Origin of the sequence: Cryobacterium tagatosivorans, assembly GCF_004402215.1 — a bacterium.
Taxonomy (GTDB): domain Bacteria; phylum Actinomycetota; class Actinomycetes; order Actinomycetales; family Microbacteriaceae; genus Cryobacterium; species Cryobacterium tagatosivorans.
Window position 1 is genome coordinate 116918 of the sequence record NZ_SOEZ01000075.1, and the last position, 21619, is coordinate 138536.

General features: G+C 69.8%; 18 protein-coding genes. 13 read left to right on the forward strand and 5 right to left on the reverse strand.

The features are described from left to right. Positions 1-65: 65 nt before the first annotated feature. The 5 genes from E3O23_RS15730 to E3O23_RS15750 all read left to right on the forward strand — a co-directional run bounded on the left by E3O23_RS15730 (position 66) and on the right by E3O23_RS15750 (position 7047). On the forward strand, positions 66-1337 hold the full coding sequence (locus E3O23_RS15730) for a saccharopine dehydrogenase family protein (protein ID WP_134492630.1): 1272 nt from the start codon (positions 66-68) through the stop codon (positions 1335-1337). A gap of 82 nt (positions 1338-1419) precedes the next feature. Continuing rightward, the gene (locus tag E3O23_RS15735; RefSeq protein ID WP_134492679.1) at positions 1420-2793 is read left to right on the forward strand and encodes an NAD(P)/FAD-dependent oxidoreductase; all 1374 of its coding nucleotides are present in this window, start codon (positions 1420-1422) and stop codon (positions 2791-2793) included. A gap of 196 nt (positions 2794-2989) precedes the next feature. Continuing rightward, positions 2990-3829, forward strand: coding sequence for a hypothetical protein (locus E3O23_RS15740; RefSeq protein ID WP_134492632.1), 840 nt, complete (start codon positions 2990-2992; stop codon positions 3827-3829). Beyond that, positions 3826-4962, forward strand: a complete 1137-nt coding sequence (gene menC / locus E3O23_RS15745) for an o-succinylbenzoate synthase (protein WP_134492634.1) — start codon at positions 3826-3828, stop codon at positions 4960-4962. The genes E3O23_RS15740 and menC overlap by 4 nt, the downstream gene beginning before the upstream one ends. A gap of 144 nt (positions 4963-5106) precedes the next feature. Next, positions 5107-7047 (forward strand): helicase HerA-like domain-containing protein, encoded by a 1941-nt coding sequence (locus E3O23_RS15750; protein ID WP_134492636.1) that lies wholly within the window; start codon positions 5107-5109, stop codon positions 7045-7047. A 10-nt stretch (positions 7048-7057) separates the two neighbouring features. Here the strand turns inward: E3O23_RS15750 and E3O23_RS15755 are convergent, their stop codons facing one another. From E3O23_RS15755 to E3O23_RS15765, 3 genes are all read right to left on the reverse strand, one after another. Further along, the gene (locus tag E3O23_RS15755; protein ID WP_134492638.1) at positions 7058-7534 is read right to left on the reverse strand and encodes a hypothetical protein; all 477 of its coding nucleotides are present in this window, start codon (positions 7532-7534) and stop codon (positions 7058-7060) included. A gap of 180 nt (positions 7535-7714) precedes the next feature. Further along, a complete protein-coding gene (locus tag E3O23_RS15760) occupies positions 7715-8278 on the reverse strand; it encodes a YdbT family protein (RefSeq protein WP_134492640.1) in 564 nt (187 codons plus the stop codon). 158 nt (positions 8279-8436) lie between these two features. Continuing rightward, positions 8437-8946, reverse strand: a complete 510-nt coding sequence (locus tag E3O23_RS15765; RefSeq protein ID WP_134492642.1) for a hypothetical protein — start codon at positions 8944-8946, stop codon at positions 8437-8439. A gap of 254 nt (positions 8947-9200) precedes the next feature. Here E3O23_RS15765 and E3O23_RS15770 point away from each other — a divergent pair, with 254 nt between their 5' ends. The 8 genes from E3O23_RS15770 to narI all read left to right on the forward strand — a co-directional run bounded on the left by E3O23_RS15770 (position 9201) and on the right by narI (position 19347). Next, entirely contained in the window at positions 9201-10565 is a 1365-nt protein-coding gene (locus E3O23_RS15770; RefSeq protein ID WP_241983506.1) for a TrkH family potassium uptake protein, read from the forward strand. Next, positions 10558-11256 carry a potassium channel family protein gene (locus tag E3O23_RS15775; protein WP_241983507.1) on the forward strand — a complete coding sequence of 233 codons (699 nt, stop codon included), beginning with the start codon at positions 10558-10560 and terminating at the stop codon, positions 11254-11256. Before E3O23_RS15770 ends, E3O23_RS15775 begins: the two co-directional genes overlap by 8 nt. After that, entirely contained in the window at positions 11256-11492 is a 237-nt protein-coding gene (locus E3O23_RS15780; RefSeq protein ID WP_134492644.1) for a putative acetyltransferase, read from the forward strand. The genes E3O23_RS15775 and E3O23_RS15780 overlap by 1 nt, the downstream gene beginning before the upstream one ends. A gap of 86 nt (positions 11493-11578) precedes the next feature. Next, positions 11579-12208, forward strand: coding sequence for a helix-turn-helix transcriptional regulator (locus E3O23_RS15785; protein ID WP_134492646.1), 630 nt, complete (start codon positions 11579-11581; stop codon positions 12206-12208). 251 nt (positions 12209-12459) lie between these two features. Next, complete coding sequence (locus E3O23_RS15790; RefSeq protein WP_241983508.1) at positions 12460-16230, forward strand: nitrate reductase subunit alpha; 3771 nt, start codon at positions 12460-12462, stop codon at positions 16228-16230. After that, on the forward strand, positions 16230-17900 hold the full coding sequence (narH, locus tag E3O23_RS15795; protein ID WP_134492650.1) for a nitrate reductase subunit beta: 1671 nt from the start codon (positions 16230-16232) through the stop codon (positions 17898-17900). The genes E3O23_RS15790 and narH overlap by 1 nt, the downstream gene beginning before the upstream one ends. After that, entirely contained in the window at positions 17897-18580 is a 684-nt protein-coding gene (narJ, locus tag E3O23_RS15800) for a nitrate reductase molybdenum cofactor assembly chaperone (RefSeq protein ID WP_134492652.1), read from the forward strand. Before narH ends, narJ begins: the two co-directional genes overlap by 4 nt. Then, the gene (narI, locus tag E3O23_RS15805) at positions 18577-19347 is read left to right on the forward strand and encodes a respiratory nitrate reductase subunit gamma (protein WP_134492654.1); all 771 of its coding nucleotides are present in this window, start codon (positions 18577-18579) and stop codon (positions 19345-19347) included. The genes narJ and narI overlap by 4 nt, the downstream gene beginning before the upstream one ends. Positions 19348-19520: 173 nt before the next feature. Here the strand turns inward: narI and E3O23_RS15810 are convergent, their stop codons facing one another. After that, the gene (locus tag E3O23_RS15810; protein WP_134492656.1) at positions 19521-20834 is read right to left on the reverse strand and encodes an MFS transporter; all 1314 of its coding nucleotides are present in this window, start codon (positions 20832-20834) and stop codon (positions 19521-19523) included. Positions 20835-21074: 240 nt separating this feature from the next. Next, positions 21075-21619, reverse strand: a 545-nt coding sequence (locus E3O23_RS15815; RefSeq protein ID WP_166790545.1) for an NTP transferase domain-containing protein, incomplete at its 5' end; no start/stop codon positions are given.

The window sequence follows — 21619 nt, forward strand, 5'->3', positions numbered from 1 at the left end:
ATCTCCGTCGAATTCGGCGGAAGACGGGGCAGACAGCGACGGATGCCGCAGGGTAGCGTCGAGGGATGAAGATTCTCCTTGTCGGTGCGGGTGGCGTCGGTGACGCGTTCGCGAAGATCATCGCCCGCCGTTCGTTCTACGAGCACGTCATCGTCAGCGACTACGACCTCGGCCGCGCCGAGCGCACGATCGAGGCGATCCGGGCCCGGCACGGAGCGGATGTCGCCGGCCGGTTCAGCGCGGCGCAGATCGACGCCTCCGACCCGGACCGGGTCGCAGCCGTCGCTCGGGAGCACGGCGCGACCCACGTGATGAACGCCGTCGAGCCCAAGTTCGTGCCGACCATCTTCGCCGGGGCGCTGGCCGCGAATGCCGACTACCTCGACATGGCGATGAGTCTCTCCGAGCCGCACCCGACCGACCCGCACGCGCAGACCGGCGTCAAGCTCGGCGACGACCAGTTCGCCCAGGCCGGCGACTGGGAGACCGCGGGCCGCCTCGCCCTGGTCGGGATGGGCGTGGAGCCCGGGCTGTCCGACGTGTTCGCGCGCTACGCATCCGACCACCTGTTCAGCGAGATCGACGAGCTCGGCACCCGCGACGGCGCCAACCTGGTGGTGCGCGACGAAGCCGGCAACGAGATCTTCGCGCCGTCCTTCAGCATCTGGACCACGATCGAGGAGTGCCTCAACCCGCCGGTCATCTTCGAGAAGGACAAGGGCTGGTTCACCACCGCGCCGTTCAGCGAACCGGAGATGTTCGACTTCCCGGAGGGCATCGGGCCGGTCGAGTGCGTGAACGTGGAGCACGAGGAAGTGCTGCTGATGCCCCGCTGGCTCGACGCCAAACGGGTCACCTTCAAGTACGGCCTCGGCGAGGAGTTCATCGGCGTGCTCAAGACGCTGCACCTGCTCGGCCTCGACAGCGTCGACCCGGTGCGCGTGCGCAGCGCCGCCGGCCCGGCCATGGTCGCGCCGCGGGATGTCGTCGCCGCCTGCCTGCCCGACCCGGCCACGATCGGCCCGCGGATGACCGGCAAGACCTGCGCCGGCGTCTGGGTCACCGGCACCGGCCTGGACGGCGCCGCGCGCGAGGTGTACCTGTACCACGTGGCCGACAACGAGTGGACGATGGCCGAGTACGACGCGCAGTGCGTCGTCTGGCAGACCGCCCTCAACCCCGTCATCGCGCTGGAACTGCTCGCCGCCGGCGCCTGGGGCGGCATCGGCGTGCTCGGCCCGGAGGCCTTCGACGCGAAAGCCTTCCTCGACCTGATGGCCTCGCCAGAGTCCGAGGGCGGCTACGGCCAGCCCTGGGGTCTGCAGGACCGCCTGTGACACCCCGCGCCTTCCCCGCGAAAACGCAGTTGTGCGCGCTAAAACGTCGTTATAACGTGCACAACTGCGGGTTCGCGGGATGTTGATCAACGGCGAGGTGTCGTTCTGGTGGAACCAGATCGGCCGGCCGGCGGCCCGCGCGCCGCTGCCCGGCTCCACGCGGGCCGACGTCTGCATCGTCGGCGCCGGGTACACCGGGCTGTGGACCGCCTACTACCTGAAGAAGGCCGCCCCGGCGCTCCGGATCGTCATCCTCGAGCAGCGCTTCGCCGGCTACGGGGCATCCGGGCGCAACGGCGGCTGGCTCACCAACTCGATCACCGGCGGTCGCGAGCAGTACGTGAAGAGCCACGGGCGCGAGGCCGCCGAACGGTTCCAGGCCCGGATGAACGAGACGGTCGACGAGGTGATCCGGGTCGCCGCGGCCGAGGGCATCGACGCCGACATCGTCAAGGGCGGCGAGTTCACCGTCGCCTACGACGAACCGCAGCAGCGCCGGCTGGAGGCCGCCGCGCGCGCCGAGCAGCAGTGGTCGATGACGGATGTCCAGCTCCTCTCCCAGAGAGAGGCCACCGCCCGGATCAACGTGGTCGGCACCACCGGGGCGATGTGGCATCCGCACTGCGCGCGCATCCAGCCGGCCAAGCTCGCCTTCGGGCTCGCCCGGGTGGTCGAGGCGCTCGGCGTGGAGATCTTCGAGGACACCACGGTGAGCGAGATCGCGCCGCACCGCGCGATCACCGACCGTGGCACCGTCGAGGCCCAGTTCGTCGTGCGGGCCACGGAGGGTTTCACGGCCGGGCTCGCCGGGCTGCACCGCGCCTGGCTGCCGATGAACTCGTCCCTGATCGCGACCGAGCCGCTCGGTGCCGACGTCTGGGAGCGGATCGGCTGGGACGGCCGCGAGACCCTCGGCGACATGGCGCACGCCTACATGTACGCGCAGCGCACCGCCGACGACCGCATCGCGATCGGCGGCCGGGGGGTGCCGTACCGGTTCGGCTCGAAGACGGACTCTGACGGGCAGACCCCGGCGAGCACGGTCGAGGCGCTGCGCGGCATCCTCACCCGCTTCTTCCCGGCGACGCAGGGCGCGGCGATCGACCACGCCTGGTCCGGTGTGCTCGGCGTGCCCAGGGACTGGGCCGCGACCGTGGGCCTCGACCGCGGCACCGGCCTGGCCTGGGCCGGCGGCTACGTCGGCACCGGGGTGACCACGACGAACCTGGCCGGGCGCACCCTGCGGGACCTCATCCTCGGCCGGCAGAGCGCGCTCACCGGCCTGCCCTGGGTGAACCACCGGGTGCGCAACTGGGAGCCGGAGCCGCTGCGCTGGCTCGCCGTGCACGCGCTGTACCAGGCCTACTCCCGGGCGGATCGGGCCGAGCTGACCCGGCGCCGCACCACCTCGCCCCTCGCCTCGATCGCCGACGTCGTCTCCGGCCGCGGCCACTAGCCCCGCGGCCCCCGCGACTGTCGAGGGCAGCCGTGGCCGTTTCGGACAATTGTGGCCGGCGTGCGGGCCACAGTTGTCCGAAACGGCACCAATCGGATCCGCGCGCGTCCGCAGCCCGCGCCGGTCCCCGCGCCCTCGGCCTCCGGAAGGGCGGGCGGGGGCTGACCCGGGCGGCCGAGTGTGGTCTACTCGTTGCATGGCAGTTGATCCGGAAATCGTCGCAGAGGCCGGGCGCCGGGCCGAGGCCGCGGCCGAGGCCGCGGGCGTGGTCGTGCGGATGGCAGACCCCGGCGACATGAAGGCCATCATCGGTTTGTTCGAACGCACCTGGGGTCCCGGCCGCAGCCCGGACCGCTCGATGCTGCTCGCGCTGGACTACGCGGGGAACACCGTGCTGATCGCGACCGCGGCCGGCAAGCCGGTCGGCGCCACGCTGGGCTTCCTCGGCTGGTCCGACGGCCTCCACCTGCATTCCCACATGGCGGCCGTCGTGCCGTGGCGGCGCAGCGGCGGAGTCGGCTACGCGCTCAAGCTGTTCCAGCGGGCGGTCTGCCTCGAGCACGGCGTCTCCGAGATCCGGTGGACCTTCGACCCGCTCATCCGCCGCAACGCCCACTTCAACCTGGTCAAGCTGGGCGCGGAGGTGGTCACCTTCCTGCCGGACTTCTACGGGCGCCTCGACGACGTCGGCGTCGGCAGCGACCGCAGCGACCGGTTCGAGGTGCGCTGGCGCCTGGCGTCCGGGCGCGTGGAGCAGGCCCTCGCCGGCCAGGCCCACCACGCCTGGTCGACGACCGACCGCCTGCCGCTGAACGTCGACTTCGAGCGGCTCCGGGCCGACGACCCGCACGCCGCCGGACTGCTCCGCGAGGAATCGCGGCTCTTGTTCCACACCGCGACGGCCCGCGGCCTGCGCCCGGAACTGGACGCCGACAACGACTACGTGTTCACCTCGGACCCGGCCGACCCCGCCGATCCCGCCGATCCCGCCGATCCCGCCGATCCCGCGGATCCGGCCGACGGGAGCCGCGCATGAAGCTCGAGTCGATCACCCTGCACCGCGTGGCCATGCCGCTCGTGCGCCCGTTCGAGACGTCCTTCGCCCGGCAGACCACGCGAGTGCTCCTGCTCGTGCACGTGCGCACGGGCGGGGCCGAGGGCGGGGCCGAGGGCTGGGCCGAGTGCGTCGCCCTGGAGGGCCCGCTGTACAGCTCCGAGTACGTCGAGGGCGCCGAGCACGTCATCAGGCACTACCTCGCCCCGGCGCTGCTGGCGGCCCCGGATGTCACGGCCGAGACCGTCGGACCGCTCACGGCGTTCGTGGTGGGCCACCGGATGGCCAAGGCCGCGCTCGAGGCGGCCGTCCTCGACGCGCAGCTGCGCGCATCCGGCACGTCCTTCGGCGGCTACTTCGGCGCCGTCACCGACTGGGTCGACTGCGGCGTCTCGGTGGGGATCAGCCCCGACCTCGACACCCTGCTCGACGAGGTGTCCGGCTACGTCGAGGAGGGGTACCGGCGGATCAAGCTCAAGATCAAGCCCGGCTGGGACCTTCTCCCGGTCGCCGCCGTGCGCGAAATGATCGGGCCGGACATGCTGCTGCAGGTCGACGCGAACACCGCGTACACGGCCGCCGACATCGCGCACCTGGCCGGACTCGACCCGTTCAACCTCGTGCTGATCGAGCAGCCGTTCGTCGAAGAGGACATCAGGACCCACGTCGCACTGGCCCGGGCCATCGCGACCCCGGTCTGCCTCGACGAGTCGATCGTCAGCGTGGGCGTCGCGCTGGACGCGATCGAACGCGGCGCGACCTCCATCATCAACATCAAGCCCGGCCGGGTCGGCGGCTACCTCGAGTCCGTGCGCATCCACGACGCCTGCGTCCAGCACGACGTGCCGGTGTGGTGCGGGGGGATGCTGGAGACCGGCGTCGGGCGGGCGGCCAACGTGGCGCTCGCCGCGCTGCCCGGCTTCATCCTGCCCGGCGACACCTCGGCGAGCGGCCGCTACTACGCCGAGGACCTCGTCGAGGAGCCCTTCGTGCTCGGCACGGGGGAGCATGCCGGGCAGCTGGCCGTGCCGACCGGGCCCGGCACCGGCGTCACCGTGCGGGGCGACCTCGTGCGCGACTGGGCGCTGGCCGACCCGGTGATCCTCCGCCAATAGCCCGCCCACCCCCGCCCCGCCCGCCCCCGCTAACCCCCGCAACTGTTCCCAGTGCGGACGACTGTGGCCGGTGCGCGGGCCACAGTCGTCCGAATTGGCCACGGTTGCCCGTGGATGCCGCGGCCTCGGCGCTAGGATGCCGCCATGACTCAAGGCGATTCCGTGGATCCCGTTGCCGAGCTCAGGGCCCAGGCGGAGGCCGCCCTCGCGGCCGCCCAGCGGGCGCAGGCTGAGGCCCTGGCGGCGGTCAAGCGGGCCGAGGAGGCCGAGGAGGCCGTGCAGGCCGTGCAGGCCGTGCAGGCCGTGCAGGCTGCGCCCGCGCCCGCGCCCGCTCCGACCCCGACCGCCCCGACTCCCGAGCCCGCTTCGCCCGGACCCGCCGCCGCATCCAGCGCACCAGCCGCCGCATCCAGCGCGCCAGCCGCAGCCGCAGCCGCGCCCGCCGCCCCGCTCGCCGACGCCGAGGTCGAACGGATCCGCGCCGGCTACACCTTCGACGCGCCCGCGCTCGAGATGGGCGCCCTGGTCAACGGCAAGGCGCGGCCCGACGTGCCGATCCGGATCCCGCTGGCCATGACGAACCGGCACGGCCTCGTCGCCGGCGCCACCGGAACCGGCAAGACGAAGACCCTCCAGGTGCTGGCCGAGCAGCTCTCCGCCCACGGCGTTCCCGTGTTCGCGGCCGACATCAAGGGCGACCTGTCCGGCATCGCCAGCCCCGGCACTCCCAGCGACAAGCTCCTCGCCCGCACCGCCGGGATCGGCCAGGACTGGGCGCCGACGGCCTCGCCCACCGAGTACTTCTCCCTCGGCGGCCTCGGCCGCGGCATCCCCATCCGCGCCACGGTGACCGGTTTCGGCCCTCTCCTGCTCAGCAAGGTCCTCGGCCTGAACGACACCCAGGAGTCGAGCCTCGGCCTCGTCTTCCATTACGCCGACCAGGCCGGACTGCCGCTGCTCGACCTGACCGACCTGCGCGCGGTGCTCAGCTACCTGGTCAGCGACGCGGGCAAGGGCGAACTCACCGGCCTCGGCGGGCTCTCCGGCGCCACCGTGGGCGTGATCCTGCGCGAACTCATCACCTTCGCCGACCAGGGCGCCGACGTCTTCTTCGGCGAGCCCGAGATCGACACGACGGAGTTCCTGCGCACCACCGCCGACGGCCGCGGCATCGTCAGCCTGCTCGAGGTTCCCGGGGTGGCCGACCGGCCCGCCCTCTTCTCGACCTTCCTCATGTGGCTGCTGGCCGACCTGTTCAACGACCTCCCGGAGGTCGGCGACCAGGACAAGCCCAGGCTCGTCTTCTTCTTCGACGAAGCGCACCTGCTCTTCCGCGACGCGTCGAAGGACTTCCTCGCCTCGATCACCCAGACCGTGCGCCTGATCCGGTCGAAGGGGGTGGGCATCTTCTTCGTCACCCAAACCCCGAAGGATGTTCCGGCGGACGTGCTCGCCCAGCTCGGCTCGCGCGTGCAGCACCAGTTGCGGGCCTTCACCCCGGATGACGCGAAGGCGTTGCGAGCGACCGTGTCGACCTATCCGAACTCCGGCTACGACCTCGAAGAGGTGCTGACCGGGCTCGGAACCGGCGAGGCGATCGTCACGGTGATGAACGAGAAGGGCGCACCCAGTCCGGTCGCCTGGACCCGGCTGCGAGCTCCCGTCGGCTCCATGTCGCCGACGGCGCCGGAGCAGATCGACGCCACGGTCGCGGCATCCCCGCTGCTGGCCCGCTACGGCACGGCGATCGACCGCGACTCCGCGCGGGAGATGCTGGCGAAGAAGCTGGATGCCGCCAACCAGGCCGCGCTCGCCGCCGAGGCGGCGCTCGAACGGGCCGAAGCCGAGGCCGAGCGGGAGAAGCAGGCCGAGGAGGCGGCGGCGCAGCAGGCCAGGGCCGAGAAGAAGGCGCAGGCCGAATACGACCGCCTGATGCGGCAGACCCAGACGGCGTCCCGCACGCGCACCCGAGCGACGTCGAAGCCGCAGAAGACCGTGCTCGAGGAGGTTCTGGGCTCCCGGGCGACCAGGACGATCCTCACCGGGATCGTGACCGGCATCTTCGGGACCCGCCGCCGGCGCTGACCCGGAGGGATCAGGCCGCGCCGTCGACCAGGCGCCGCTCGAACCAGTAGAGCAGTTCCGGGCGCGCCCGGTTCAGTTCACGCAGGGTCATCGGCTCCGACACGTGCACGACCGGGGCGCCGAGCTGCTCGATCACGGTGTCCATGGAGGCGTGGGAGTAGTACTGGCCGCGCATCCGCACGAGGCGCCGTCCGTCCACGCCGACCACGAAGAGGTGCGCGTTCGTGTCCAGGGCGTCGCCGAGGTACAGCTCGAGCAGCAGGATGCTGCCGACCTCGGCGGCCGGATAGCTGTCGACCCGACCGAAGAAACCTCGTTCGGTGATGCCCGAGTGGTCAACCCAGATGCCGGTGCGGTGGAACCCGACCACACCGAGGCCGAACACGACGGTCACGCCGAGCTGCGCCACGGCGACCGGAAGCCAGGTGCCTTCGGGCACGGTCAGCCAGTAGAGCACGGCGAAAATGGGCGAGAAGAGAGCCAGCATGGCGATCGCGGAATGGCGAAGGAGATGCCCGCGGGGTCGGAGAGCGTGCCGGCGCACCTCTTTCACCCCGTTAAATCTCACCCTGGTTCCCCCCATCCGGCTTATGGAAGTATGACCCATCGACAGGCGGCAACGTAGTCACCGTTCGGGGGTTTCACAGACCGGCTACCCCCAGTTCGGTCAGTAATCCACCGTGTGCGCCGCGAATCGTCGCTCGAACCAGTGCAGCAACTCGGGCCGCGACAGGCTGAGGTCGCGCAGGGTCAGGGGTTCCGGCCCCCGCGTCACCGGCACGCCGAGCGCATTGGTCACCGTATCCATGGCCTCGTCCGCCCAGCACATTCCGTGCATCCGGGTCAGCAGTCGACCGTCCGGGTCGACGAGGAAGAGTTGCGGACGCAGGTCGAGGGAGCCGCTCCGATACAGGTCGAGCCTGACCACACCGCCTATCCGTTCGAGCGGGAAGGTGCGTGTTCGACCGAACACGTCCCGGGTGGTCAGCCCGGAGTCATCCACCCAGATCGCGGTCAGGTAGTACGAGATCACGGCGAGTCCGAAGGTCAGGGTCAGGGCGGCCTGCGCCACGGCGACCGGCAGCCAGGACCCGGTCGGCACCGTGAGCCAGTAGAGCACGACGAAGATAGGCGCCATCAGGAGCAGGATCGCGATCGTCCACTGCTGGAACGGGTAGGGGTGCGGGCGCACGGCGACGGCGCGTGTGCGTTCTCCCGGCCTGGCCATCATCGTTTCGCCTCGTCTTTTCGCCCCGCACCCAGTCTGTCGCACGGGGCTCGCGCCGCGTAGCCACAAAAAGGGGGGTGGGGCCGGCGGGCAGACGAAAAGGGCGGCTCCCCGGGGGAGCCGCCCTTCGGCCAACCGGATCGGCCGGTCCGATAAATCTGTTAGTCGCCGAGCACGGCACCCAGGTCGAGGTCGCCCAGGGCTCCGTCGACAGTGTCGGAGACGCTTGCTCCGATGTCGTTGCTCACGCCACCGAGGTCGGTGTCGTTCGCGGAGCCGACCGGAGCGTCGACCGTAGCCGTGACCGGGGCGGTCACGGGGGCGTTCACCGAAGTGTCGTTGCCCGAGGCAATCGGCACGTCGTTACCGCTGGCGACGGCGTTACCGGAAGCAACATCGCCGACGTCGCTGGTCAGCGAGCGGTCAACGACCGGTCCGTTGAGGACGGGTCCGTGGACGACGGCCCCGTTGCCGTTCGCCGCATTCCCGGAGAGGGCGCGGTAGAGGACGCTGTCGAGCGAGCCCTGGGTGGTCGCGCTGTTCGCGCTGGTCCCCTGTGCGTCGTCCAGGGTCGAAGCCTGGGCCGGGGCGATCATGCCGCCGACGATGAGGGCGGTCGCCGCGGCGCCGGCTGCTCCGAAAACGCTGATCTTCTTGGTGATGTTCTTCATGATGAGCTCCTATTCGTTGTTCTGTCCCGGCCTCGGTTTCACCCGGGCCGCATAAGTGGTCCGGAGTCCGCGGCCATTCGGTTTGGTCGGATGTGCCCTTTTCGGGGGGATTGTTTACGGAGCTCCCCGCGGCCGGGCCGCCCGGCGCGCCCGGATCGCAGTCGTGGAGGGCGATCGGGCGGTGGCGGCCGCGCGAAAACCCGGGGCGAGAAAAGTGGGCCATCGGGGGCGGATTCGCGGCGTAGAGTGGCCCAGTGAACCTACGGCCGGCCCCCCTGCGCAGCGTGCAGACGCGCCGACGGCCTCACCCGGCGCAGGTCGTCGCCGGCGGCTTCGCCGGCGCCATCCTGATCGGCACCGCGCTGCTGATGCTGCCGAACGCGAAACTCGGCGACGGCGGCGCGACCTTCCTCGAGGCGATCTTCACCGCGACCTCCGCGGTGTGCGTGACCGGGCTCATCGTCGTCGATACGGCGACGTACTGGAGTCCGTTCGGCCAGGTCGTCATCCTCCTGCTGATCCAGGTCGGCGGGCTCGGGATCATGACGTTCGCCTCGGTGATCGGGCTCACCATCGCGCGGAAGATGTCGCTCCGGTCGAGGATCACCGCGGCCTCTGAGATCAAGAGCGTCGGCCTCGAAGACGTGAAGGGCCTCGTGCGGGGCGTTGTACTGATGTCCCTCGCCATCGAGCTCACGGTCGCGGTCATTCTCAGCCTGCGCTTCCTGACCGGCTACGGCGAGCCGGTCGGCCGTGCGGTCTGGCTGGGAGTGTTCCATTCGGTGTCGTCGTTCAACAACGCCGGATTCGCGTTGTTCAGCGACAACCTGATCTCGTTTGCGACGGATCCGTTCATCTGCCTCCCGATCGCGTTCGCGGTCATCCTCGGCGGCATCGGTTTCCCGGTCATCGTGCAGCTGCGCAAGCACATCCGCTCGCCGCTGCGCTGGAACATGAACACGAGGGTCGTGCTCGCGGGCACGATCACGCTGCTCGTCGCCGGCACCGTGTTCATCACGGCTGTGGAGTGGTCGAACCCGGCAACGCTCGGGCCCCTCGCCTGGCCGGACAAGCTCCTCGTGGGATTCTTCCAGTCGGTGCAGGCGAGAACGGCCGGCTTCAACAGCATCGACAACGGGGCGATGGATTCAGCGAGCCTGCTCGCCACGGACGTCCTCATGCTGATCGGCGGCGGTCCGGCCGGAACCGCGGGCGGCATCAAGGTCACGACCTTCGCGGTCCTGTTCTTCATCCTGCTCGCGGAGGTGCGGGGAGAAACCACGGTCAACGTTTTCGGGAAGAGACTGTCCCGGGCAGTGCACCGCCAGGCCATTTCGGTCGTGCTCCTCGCGGTCGCCGTGATCGTCATTTCGACCGCTGCCCTGATGCTCCTGACCGATATCTCGATGGACCGCCTGCTCTACGAGGCGATTTCGGCCTTCGGCACCGTCGGTCTGTCGACGGGGATCACGGCCGGATTGCCGGTCGCAGGTCAGGTCATCCTGATGCTGCTGATGTTCGTCGGCCGGCTCGGCCCGGTCACCTTTGCATCGGCGCTCGCCCTCCGCCAGCGCCGCACCCTGTACGAACTCCCGAAGGAGAGGCCCATCATTGGCTAAGTTCTCGCTGTTTGGTCACAGCCAGCCCGCCCGCATGGCCGAGGAAGACGCCGTGGTCGTGATCGGCCTCGGCCGCTTCGGCAGCTCGCTTGCCATCGAACTCATGGCCAGCGGAACCGAGGTGCTCGGCATCGACGCGGACGAGGACATCGTGCAGGCGCACAACGGACTGCTCACCCACGTCGTGCGCGCCGACTCGACCAAGGAGGAGACCCTCCGCCAGCTGTCGGTGCCCGACTTCAGCAGCGTCGTCGTGGCCATCGGCGGCGACATCCAGGCCAACATCCTCACCGCGTCGCTGCTGCTGAAGATGGGGATCCCCAACATCTGGGCCAAGGCGGTGAGCGAACCGCACGGCAAGATCCTCGAGCAGCTCGGCGTCGCCCACGTCGTGCGCCCGGAGAAGGAGATGGGCAAGCGCGTCGCCCACCTCGTGCGCGGGGTGATGCAGGACTACATCGAGATCGGCGACAACTTCGCCCTCGTGAAGATGACCCCGCCCAGGGAGATCATCGGCGTGCCGCTCGGCGAGGCCGGGGTGCGGGCGACGCACTCCGTCACCGTCACCGCATTCACCCGGCCGGGCTCCGGCTGGACCTACACGACCGTCGACACCGTGCTCGAGGCGGGCGACACCATCCTCGTCGCCGGCGAGCCCAAGCGGGTCGAAGCGTTCAGTCTGCTGCGCTGATGGCCGACGCCGCCGGCTTCGTGTCCGGCACGCCGCTCGGCACCCGTATCGTCGTTCGCCGCCGCATCGAGGGCGGGTTCACGGATGCCATCGGCTACCTCCGCTCGGTCGACGACGCGAGCTGCGTGGTCGAGACCCGGCACGGCACCGTCACCATCCTCCTGGCCGACATCGCCCTGGCGAAGGCCGTGCCGCCGCCGCCGGCGCGGCGGGCGCGGCGGGTGGGAACGGACTAGCGCGAACCGACCAGCGCGAACCGAATAGCCCGCCGCTCCCGCCTGCCGCTCTTACATCCTGGACACCCGCGGCGGATAATGGGCAGATGTGCCCCACCCGAGCCCCGAGCTATCGCACGCTCGCGTCGCTCAGCCGAATCACCCTGCTCGATCTGCTGCAGCGGCAGGGGGCGATGACCGTCGTCGACCTGGCCGCGGCCACCGGCCTGCACCACAACACCGCGCGGGAACACCTGCACCGGCTGATCGACGCCGGCTATGTCACCTGCGAAACGGAACCGCGCGATTCCAAGGGACGCCCCCGGATCGTCTACGCCGCGTCGACCGGCGCCGACCACAGTGCCGGATCGATCCGGGAAGCGAAGGTCACCGCGGCGCTCCGCCACGCCGAGCAGGTGCGGCGGATGCTGCCTGTCGAGCCGGCCTGCCGGCCGTCGTCGTCGCTCAGCCGCCAACTGGATGCGCTCGACGACCACCTGGACGACGTCGGTTTCGACGGCAGGCTGTCCGACGACGGGCTGCACGTCCACCTGCACGACTGCCCGTTCGCGGACCTGGTCAGGGAGCATCCCGAGGTGTGCCGGGTGCACTTCGGACTGCTGCGCGGGATCCTCGAGCAGGCGGATGGCCCGCTGTCGGCGGAAGAGCTGCATCCGTTCGCGGCACCGAACACCTGCACCCTCGACCTGCACTGCTCCGACCCCGCCGAGGGCTGACGCCGGGTCTCGACAGGCTCGACCACCGGAGCGGTGATCGAGCCTGTTTCGCGGTGATCGAGCCTGTCGAGCGGTGATCGAGCCTGTCGAGCTCCCCGACCCGAATCATTTGTCACGGCGTTTTGTGCTTGTCACTCCGGGCGTGAGCGAGGACACTTCGAACGACAGGGTCGTCGCCGCGCCCGTCGCGACGCGCCGGAATGCAGGGGCGCAGTAGTTCGGAAGTTCACCTCAGTTCCAGGGAGTGCGACGTGACAGATCGAAGCGGATCAAATTCCACCCGAACCGGGGCGACCCGTGCCGGCTCGGACGGCCCGGTGACCGACGCCATCCTGAGCCTCGGCCGCTTCCTCCGCCGCGGTGAGACCTCGAGCGACCTGCGCTCGGTCTTCCACAAGGGCGGCCGCGACGCCGACTCGTTCTACCGCGACCGCTGGACGCACGACAAAGAGGTCCGCTCCACCCACGGCGTCAACTGCACCGGCTCCTGCTCCTGGAAGGTGTACGTCAAGGACGGCATCATCACCTGGGAGACGCAGCAGACCGACTACCCCACCGTCGGCCCTGACTCCCCGGAATACGAACCCCGCGGATGCCCGCGCGGCGCGGCGTTCAGCTGGTACACCTACTCGCCGACCCGGGTGAAGTACCCCTACGTGCGCGGCGTGCTGCTCGAGGCGTACCGCGCGGCGAAGGCGAAGTCGGGCGACCCGGTGCTCGCCTGGGCCGAGGTCACCGGCAACCCGGAGACCGCGCGCGCCTACAAGAGCGCCCGCGGAAAGGGCGGCCTGGTCCGCGCCGGCTGGGACGAGGCGGCGGAGATCGTCGCGGCGGCCCACGTGCACACGATCAAGACCTACGGGCCGGACCGGATCGCCGGTTTCTCGCCGATCCCGGCGATGTCGATCGTCTCGCAGGGCGTCGGTAACCGCTTCATCTCCCTGCTCGGCGGCACGATGCTCTCGTTCTACGACTGGTACGCCGACCTGCCCGTCGCCTCGCCGCAGGTCTTCGGCGACCAGACCGACGTGCCGGAGTCCGCCGACTGGTGGAACTCCTCCTACCTGATCATGTGGGGCTCCAACGTGCCGGTGACCCGCACGCCCGACGCGCACTTCATGGTCGAGGCCCGCTACCGCGGACAGAAGGTCATCGCCGTCTCGCCCGACTACGCCGACAACACCAAGTTCGCCGACGAGTGGCTGGCCGTGCACCCGGGCACCGACGGCGCCCTCGCCCTGGCCATGGGCCACGTCGTGCTCACCGAGTTCCTCGTCGACCGGCGCACGCCGCGCTTCGTCGACTATATGAAGAAGTTCAGCGACTCCGCCTACCTGATCTCGCTGGTCAAGCGCGGCGACGCGTACGTCCCGGGCAAGTTCCTCACCGCGGAGGACCTGCCGGGCACGCCCGCCGGGCTGCCCGGCGCCGCGTTCAAGCCCGTGCTGCTGGACCAGGACGGCACCGCGGTCGTGCCCAACGGGTCGATCGGGCACCGCTTCTCCGAGGCCGACGTGGGCAAGTGGAACCTCGACCTGGACGGCGTCGACCCGCTGCTCTCGATCGCGGATGCCCCGGACCACGACCAGGCATCCGTCGCCATCGACCTGCCCCGCTTCGACCTCTCGCCGGAGACCGAGGGCGAGCAGCACGCCGGCGGCGCGGGGATCATCCGTCGCGGCGTGCCGGTGCGCGCGGTCGGCGGCCGGCTGGTCACGACCGTGTTCGACCTGCTCCTGGCCCAGTACGGCGTCGGGCGCGAGGGTCTGCCCGGCGAGTGGCCGACCGGCTACGACGACGCGTCATCGCCCGGCACCCCGGCCTGGCAGGAGGAGATCACCTCGGTGCCGGCGCAGGCCGCCGAGCGGATCGGCCGCGAGTTCGCGCAGAACGCCGAAGACTCGGGCGGCCGCTCGATGATCCTGATGGGCGCCGGCACGAACCACTGGTTCCACTCCGACACCATCTACCGCGCCTTCCTCGCGCTGACCACCATGACCGGCTGCCAGGGCGTCAACGGCGGCGGCTGGGCGCACTACGTCGGCCAGGAGAAGGTGCGCCCGCTGACCGGCTACGGCCAGTACGCGTTCGGCCTGGACTGGGTGCGGCCGCCCCGGCAGATGATCGGCACCGGTTTCTTCTACCTGGCCACCGACCAGTGGCGCTACGACGGCCTCGCCGCCGACACGCTGGCCAGCCCGCTCGGCACCGGCAGCTTCGCCGGCCGAACCACCGCCGACTGCCTGGTCGATTCGGCCAAGCGCGGCTGGATGCCCAGCTACCCGACCTTCAACCGCAACTCGCTCGACCTCGTCGACGACGCGGCGGCGGCCGGGGTCGAGCCGGCGCAGTACGTGGTCGACTCGCTCACCGACGGGAGCCTGGCCTACGCCTGCGAAGACCCGGACGCCCCGGAGAACTTCCCCCGTGTGCTCGTGATCTGGCGGGCCAACGTGATCGGTTCCTCCGGCAAGGGCAACGAGTATTTCCTCAAGCACCTGCTGGGCACCAATAGCGCGATTCGCGGGGCCGAGTCGCCGCCGGAGAAGCGCCCGGTCACCATGAAATGGCACGAGAGCGCGCCGGAGGGGAAGCTCGACCTCATGGTCACGAGCGACTTCCGGATGACCTCGACCACGCTGTTCAGCGACGTGGTGCTGCCGCCGGCCACCTGGTACGAGAAGAACGACCTCTCGACGACGGACATGCATCCGTTCATCCACTCCTTCAACCCGGCGATCTCCCCGCCCTGGCAGGCGAAGACCGACTTCGACATCTTCCACATCCTGGCGAAGAAGATCTCCGAGCTGTCGGTGGTGCACCTCGGCGTGCGGAGCGACCTCGTGGCCACCCCGCTGCTGCACGACACCCCCGACGCGATGGCCACCCCGCACGGCATCGTGCAGCACGACCAGCCGCTCGTGCCCGGCCTGACGATGCCCAAGCTCGTCGTCGTTGAACGCGACTACCCGGCCTTCGCCGAGATGCTCGGCGCGCTCGGCCCGCTGACCGAGAAGCTCGGCATGGTCACCAAGGGCGTCAAGTTCAACCCGGACGTCGAGGTCGCCTACCTCGGCACGAAGAACGGCCTGGTCGAGTCCGGCAAGGCCGCCGGCCGGCCGAAGCTGACCACCGCGATCCACGCCTGCGAGATGGTGCTGGCCCTCTCCGGCACGACCAACGGCCGGCTGGGCACGCAGGGCTTCCGCAAGATGGAGGAGCTCACCGGCATGAAGCTCGCCCACCTCGCCAGCGACAATGAGGGCCGGCGCTTCTCCTACCCGGATGTCCAGGGCGCGCCGGTCCCGGTGCTCACCTCCCCGGAGTGGTCGGGCAGCGAGCACGGCGGGCGCCGCTACAGCGCCTTCACGATCAACGTGGAGCACCTCAAGCCCTGGCACACCCTCACCGGGCGGCAACACTTCTACCTCGACCACGACTGGATGATCGAGCTCGGCGAGCAGCTGCCGATCTTCCGGCCGCCGCTGGACATGCACCGGCTGTTCAACGACTCGATCATCGGGTCGACGGCGCCCACCGGGGCGACCGGCTCGGCCGGCCGCGCGGAGGTGGCCGTGCGCTACCTGACGCCGCACTCGAAGTGGTCGATCCACTCCGAATACCAGGACAACCTGATGATGCTCTCGCTCTCCCGGGGAGGCCCGACCATCTGGATGTCACCGCTCGACGCCGACAAGATCGGCGTGCGCGACAACGAGTGGATCGAGTCGTACAACCGCAACGGCGTCGTCGTCGCCCGGGCGATCGTCTCCCACCGGATGCCGGAGGGCACGGTGTACATGTACCACGCGAAGGATCGCACGATCAACGTGCCGATCGCCGAGACCAGCGGACAGCGAGGCGGCACGAACAACTCGCTCACCCGCATCCTGCTGAAGCCCAGCCACCTGATCGGCGGCTACGCCCAGCTGTCGTTCGCCTTCAACTACCTCGGTCCGACCGGGAACCAACGCGACGAGGTCACCGTGATCCGTCGACGCAGCCAGGAAGTGGTCTACTAATGCGCGTCATGGCCCAGATGTCGATGATCATGAATCTCGACAAGTGCATCGGCTGTCACACCTGTTCGGTCACCTGCAAGCAGGTGTGGACCAACCGCACCGGCGTCGAATACGTCTGGTTCAACAACGTGGAGACCCGGCCGGGCGTCGGCTACCCGCGCCGGTACGAGGACCAGGAGAAGTGGAAGGGCGGCTGGGCCAGGAACAAGCGCGGCCGGCTGAGCCTGCGCGGCGGCGGCCGGTTGAAGAAGCTGATGAACATCTTCAACAACCCCGACCTCCCTGGTATCGACGACTATTACGAGCCGTGGACCTACGACTACGACATGCTCACGAAGGCCCCGCAGAGCACGCAGAGCCCCGTCGCCCGGCCCAAGTCGCTGCTCACCGGCAAGAACATGGACATCGGCTGGTCGGGCAACTGGGACGACAACCTGGGCGGCTCGCAGGAGACCGCGGCCGAGGACCCGATCCTGGCCACCATGAGCGAGCACGTGAAGATGGAGTTCGAAGAGACCTTCATGTTCTACCTGCCGCGCATCTGCGAGCACTGCCTGAACCCCTCCTGCGTGGCCGCCTGCCCCTCCGGCGCAATGTACAAGCGCGAGGAGGACGGCATCGTGCTCGTCGACGAAGACGGATGCCGCGGCTGGCGGATGTGCGTCTCCGCCTGCCCGTACAAGAAGGTCTACTTCAACCACAAGACCGGCAAGGCCGAGAAGTGCACGCTCTGCTACCCGCTGATCGAGCAGGGCAAGCCGACGATCTGCTCGGAGACCTGTGTGGGCCGCCTGCGTTACCTCGGCCTCATGCTCTACGACGCCGACGCGGTGCTCGCGGCGGCGTCGATCGAGAACGACCACGACCTCCTCGAGGCCCAGCGCGGGGTGTTCCTCGACCCGCACGACCCCGCGGTCATCGCCGCGGCCAAAGCCAACGGGATCGCCGACGACTGGATCCTCGCCGCGCAGAACAGCCCGATCTACAAGATGATCTCGGAGTACAAGATCGCCCTGCCGCTGCACCCCGAGTACCGCACGATGCCGATGGTCTGGTACATCCCGCCGCTGTCGCCGGTGGTCGACGTGATCAAGAGCACCGGCAGCGACGGCGAAGACGCGCGCACCCTGTTCGCGGCGATCGACAAGCTGCGCATCCCGGTGGAGTACCTGGCCGGGCTGTTCACGGCCGGCGACGTCGTGCCGATCGAGGCGTCGCTGCGGAAGCTCGCCGCGATGCGCTCGTACATGCGCGACATCAACCTGGGCAGCGAGCCGGACGAGGCGATCGCGGCATCCGTGGGCATGACCGGCACCGAGATGCAGGCGATGTACCGGCTGCTGGCGATCGCCAAGTACGAGGACCGGTACGTCATCCCGCAGGCGCATCTTGAGACGGCGCGCGAGCTCGAGGAGCTCGCCTGCTCGCTCGACACCGACGGCGGACCGGGCATGGGCGGTCCGGGGGAGGCCCGGGGCCCGTACGCCAAGACGCCGGGGATGCCGCTGAACTCGACCGTCGACAACTACAACGAGATGCGCGGGGAGAACCACATGGGCGGAGAGAAGACCAAACCGACCACGCCCGGCCGGCTGAACCTGCTCAACTGGACCGGCGGCGCCGTGCCGCCGGGCATGTTCCCGCCGAAGGATTCGGGGGCGCCCGCATGAAACTCCTGCCCGCGCGCAAGGTCGCCGCGCTCCACCTGTCGAAGACGGATGCCGCCATCGCGCACATGGCGGCGTCGATCCTGCTCGACTATCCGAGCGAGGAGCGCCGCGCGCGCTTCGAGGTCGTGGCCGAGTCGGTGACGCGGCTGCCGCATCCGCTGCGCAGCGCGTTCGAGTCGTTCCTGGCCGCCGCGGATGCGATGAGCCGGCAGGAGCTGGAGATGCACTTCATCCAGACCTTCGACCTCAAGCGCAAGTGCTGCCCGTACCTGAGCTACTACGCCGCCGGCGACACCAGGCGGCGCGGCATGGCGCTGGTGCGCTTCGTCGAGGCGTACCGCGCGGCCGGCTGGGAACCGGCGGCGGACGAGCTGCCCGACTACCTGCCGATGGTGCTCGAGTTCTCGGCGCTCTCCGACTCGCCGATCGCGGGGGAGCTCCTGTCTTCGCACCGGGACGGCATCGAGGTGCTGCGCACCGGGCTGGAGACGATCGGGAGCCCCTACGCGCACGTCGTGGAGGCCGTGTCGCTGTCGCTGCCGAAGATCGACGAGGAGACCCGGCAGCGCTACCTGGCCCTGGTCAACGAGGGGCCGCCCGTCGAGACGGTCGGCCTGACCTTCCTCGGCAACCTGGCGCCCTTCGGGGCGACCGCACCCCGCGAAGGAGCACGGCGATGACTACCTGGGACATCCTGCTCTGGGTCGCGTTCCCGTACGTGGCGATGGCGGTCTTCGTCGTCGGACACATCCTGCGCTACCGCTTCGACCAGTTCGGCTGGACCTCCCGGTCGAGCCAGACCTACGAGAACCGGCTGTTGCGCTGGGGGTCGCCGATGTTCCACTACGGCATCCTGATGGTGTTCGGCGGGCACGTCGTCGGCCTGCTCGTGCCGAAGGAGTGGCTGGAGTTCGTCGGGGTCACCGAGCACTGGTACCACCTTGGTGCCACCTGGCTGGGCAGCGTCGCGGCGCTGCTCACGATCGCGGGAATCGTGCTGCTGATGATCCGGCGACGGCTGACCCCCCGGGTGATGCTCGCCACGACGGTGATGGACAAGACCATGTACGCGCTCCTGGCCGCGGTCATCGTGTTCGGCACGGTGGCGACGGTGATGTACCAGGTGCTCGGCGCCGGCTACGAATACCGCGGCACGATCTCGCCGTGGATCCGCGGGCTGCTGATCGGGCAGCCGGACCCGTCGCTGATGGCGAACGTGCCGTTCTTCTTCCAGCTGCACGTGCTTTCGGCGACCACGCTGTTCCTGCTCTGGCCGTTCACCAGGCTCGTGCACGTGTTCTCCGCGCCGCTCGGCTACCTCTGGCGCCCGTACATCGTCTACCGCTCCCGCGACGCGCGCAACGTCGGCACCGGCTCCCGCAAGCCCCGCCGCGGCTGGGAAAAGAGCGAGCGCCCCACCCCCGACCGCGAGCGCGTCCCCCGCTGACCTGTTCCCTCCCGCTGACCTGTCCCCCCTGCCACCCTCCCGCTGACCTGTTCCCCCTGCCACCCGCCAGCCCGGTGTGAGGGGTCGCATATCGACCTTCGTTGGCCCCGGGAAGGTCGATTTGCGACCCCTCAGGGCAGCACGTGAGGCGCGGGGCGGGAGCGCCTGCCGGGTCAGCCGGGGTTCGGGGCGCCGGGGCGGGCGTAGTAGAACCAGGCGAGGCCGGTGCAGAACGCGCACCAGACGGCGCAGCCGATGAAGAAGGCGCTCGGGCTGATCGCGGTGAGCGCCATGCCGACGATGAACGGGCCGAATGCGGCGATCGCCGCGGTCCAGCCGATGGCCCCGCCAGCCTGGCGCTTGGGAAAGATCATCGGCATCTGCTTGAACGTGCCGGCGTTAGCCAGCCCCGAGAAGAAGAAGATGATGAGCATCCCGATGAGGAAGCCCCAGAACTCGTCGACGCTGGTCGGCCGGAGGAAAAAGTAGGTGATCACCGTTCCGATGGTCATCCCGACCCCGCCGATGAAGGTGAAGATCGCGCCGCCCCACCTGTCGCAGAGCGGGCCGGCGCCGGCGCGCACGAGCGCGCCCATGGCTGGCCCGATGAAGGCGAAGGCGAGCGGGTCGGGCGCGTTCTCGAAGTCCCCGTAGATGTTGAGGATCATCAGCCCCATCTGGGCGGCGAGCCCGCTGAACGCGCCGAAGCTCATCAGGTAGATCGCCGTCATGATCCAGGTGTGCTTGATCCTGAAGATGTCCATCTGCTGCCGGAAGTTGGCCGTGATCGGCACCCGGCGCAGGTAGTACAGCGACAGGCCGACGGCGAGGAGCACCCAGGGGATGAGCACGAGCCCGCCATTGTGCAGCCAGACGAACTGCCCCTCGGCGGTGCTCTGCGGCGTGAGCGCGGCCGTGCCGAGGAGGCCGAATCCGACGATCCACGGCGTGAGCACCTGGATCAGGCCGATGCCGAAGTTGCCGAGGCCGGCCTGCAGGCCGAGCGCGGTCCCGGCCAGGCGCTTGGGGAAGAAGTAGCTGGTCGAGGCCATCAGCCCGGAGAAGCTGCCGCCGCCGATGCCCGCGGCAAACGACAGCGCGAGGAGCACCCAGTACGGGGTCGAGGTGTCCCGGGCGGCGAGCGTCCAGCCGAGCATGGGCAGCAGTAGCAGAGCGGATGACATCGCCACGAGGGCGCGGGTGCCGATCAGCGGGGGGAGGAACATGAAGACCAGCCGGAGGAGCCCGCCGGCGAGCCCGGGAACGGCCACGAGCCAGTACAGCTGCGCCTGGGTGAGGTCGTAGCCGATGTCACCCAGCCGCGGAGCGATCGCACTGACGAGGTACCAGGTGGCGAAGCTGAGCAGCATGCAATACGTGGTGATCCACAGCGTGCGCCAGGCGAGCTTGGAGTCCCAGGTCTCTTCGTTCTCCGGGTCCCAGTTTGAGAGGTCGGAGCTGAGAGTGGACGTTACTGCAGGCGTCATGTGCGTCCTCGCCGTCAACGCGATCGGGCGCGGGGGCCCGCTTGAGTGTCAGCATGGCGGGTTAGCCCGGCTGCGGCAAGGAAGGAACGCCGTGACAAATGATTCAGTCGGTGCCGGCGTCGGGCCCTCGTGTTGCTGCCGGCTCCCGGCCAGTGGTCAACTCAGGAGATTCGCACCCTGCCGGCCACAGTGCCGCGCGAGTTCGCGGGTCAGCTCGGCCTCGCCCCGGATTCTCCTGAATTAGCCGCACACGGGCGGAGGGTTCAGGATCGCCTCGGTCTCGGCGACATCCTGCCAGGTGTCGACGTCCCGGCCGGCATTCGACTCGTCCCGGATGCCGCGCAGCGTGAGCCCGCCGAGCAGTCCCCGCATGCTCGCCCCGCGCACCTCCACGCCCGTCAGCCGGACAGCCTCAGCGAGCGCCGATGCCCGGTACAGCCCGGTGAGCCACTGCGCCCGGCCGTCGGCGTCGACGAGGTGGATGCCGTCGACCGCATCCGCTGCCGCGCCCGCATCAGCCGCGGCGAGGAGGATCCGGGCGGCATCCGCGGCCCAGGGAAGGTCGCAGGCGAGCAGCAGCACCCAGTCCGCGGGACGGGCGGCGGTTTCCGTCCCGGACGGTGTCTCGGCCGCGGCGGCGCGTTCGAGTGCGGCCAGTGCGGCGGCGACCCCGGCGACGGGCCCGCCGAGGGGCGGGTCCTCGAGCGTCCAGAGCACGTCGCCGGCGGCGGAGCCGGCGGCGGAGCCGGCGGCCGGCCGGGAGGACTCGGGCCCCACGACGACGG